Source organism: Colwellia sp. NW0002-52-1, from assembly GCF_057550865.1.
The window spans coordinates 1-1,630 of the sequence record NZ_BAAJLU010000045.1 but is presented as its reverse complement, the minus strand read 5'-3'; the positions used below and the strand labels follow the sequence as shown (position 1 = coordinate 1,630).

Genomic DNA, 1,630 nt, shown 5'->3' with positions numbered 1-1,630 from the left:
ATCCTTGTAGCAGCTTCTTGCCGCTTAACTTCATCCTGAAGCGTCCTAAACAAAGCATCCTGCTTCGCTTTGTTGCCAACACCAACAATACTAGAACAATATATTTATAATGCAAACTTCTGCCTTAATTAATTTCAACATAACTTAAATGTCTCCAAACATGGTTTAATTTATTATCTTAATTCACCTTTAACTTCTTGGTGAATTTAATCTTAGCTATTGATTTTACACAGATAAAACATCACAACATCCGTTGCATAATATCTAGCTATTTCCATAGAATAAAAATGAAATAAATTTTATTTCTGTTGTTAATTTCGAATAATGAAGTTACTCAGCTTTGGTTTTATAATGTAAGTACTATAGAGGAAATAACGTCGTGTATTAGTATGCGATTTAAAAATGCCTAGCGTCTTTTTAAGGGGAGGTGTTTAAAAATTATTAAGCGATGCTTCTCTAAGGTAAGAGCAGATACAACACCACTACCAACTTTACTTATCGCTTAATAACAAAAAAGACGCCGAAGCGTCTTTTTAAAGGTGCTTCTAATTATCAGCTATTAAGCGATGCTTCTCTAAGGTAAGAGCAGATACAACACCACTACCAACTTTACTTATCGCTTAATAACAAAAAAGACGCCGAAGCATCTTTTTAAAGGTCTCTCTAATTATCAGCTATTAAGCGATAGTTTTCTAAGGTAAGAGCAGATACAACACCACTACCAACTTTACTAATCTCTTAATAACAAAAAAGACGCCGAAGCGTCTTTTTAAAGGTGTTTCTAATTATCAGCTATTAAGCGATGCTTCTCTAAGGTAAGAGTAGATACAACACCACTACCACCTTTACTAATCTCTTAATAACAAAAAAGACGCCGAAGCGTCTTTTTAAAGGTGTTTCTAATTATCAGCTATTAAGCGATGATTTTAGATACAACACCAGCACCTACAGTACGACCACCTTCACGGATAGCGAAGCGTAAACCTTCGTCCATCGCTACTGGGTTGATAAGCTCTACAACAAACTTCAAGTTGTCGCCTGGCATTACCATTTCAACACCTTCAGGAAGCTCTACAGCACCTGTGATGTCTGTTGTACGGAAGTAAAACTGTGGACGGTATCCTTTAAAGAATGGCGTATGACGACCACCTTCATCTTTAGATAATACGTAAACTTCTGACTCAAACTTAGTGTGAGGAGAAATTGAACCAGGTTGACATAGTACTTGACCACGCTCAACGTCTTCACGCTTAAGACCACGTAAAAGAACACCACAGTTCTCGCCAGCACGACCTTCGTCAAGAAGCTTACGGAACATTTCAACACCTGTACAAGTTGATGTTTGTGTATCACGGATACCAACAACTTCTACTGCATCACCTACTTTAACGATACCACGCTCAACACGACCTGTTACAACTGTACCACGACCTGAAATTGAGAATACATCTTCGATTGGCATGATGAATGCACCGTCGATTGCACGCTCTGGCTCTGGAATGTAAGTATCAAGTGCGTCTGCAAGTTCGATTACTTTAGCTTCCCACTTCTCTTCACCTTGAAGTGCGCCTAAAGCTGAACCTTGAATTACTGGTAAGTCGTCACCTGGGAATTCGTATTCTGAAAGAAG

The 1,630-nt window shown here is 38.2% G+C and carries 1 protein-coding gene; it reads right to left on the bottom strand.

Translation table 11 applies throughout. The features are described from left to right. Positions 1–913 precede the first annotated feature (913 nt). The coding region (locus AC27H3_RS18005; protein WP_487108101.1) for an EF-Tu C-terminal domain-related protein at positions 914–1,630 on the bottom strand (717 nt) is incomplete at its 5' end.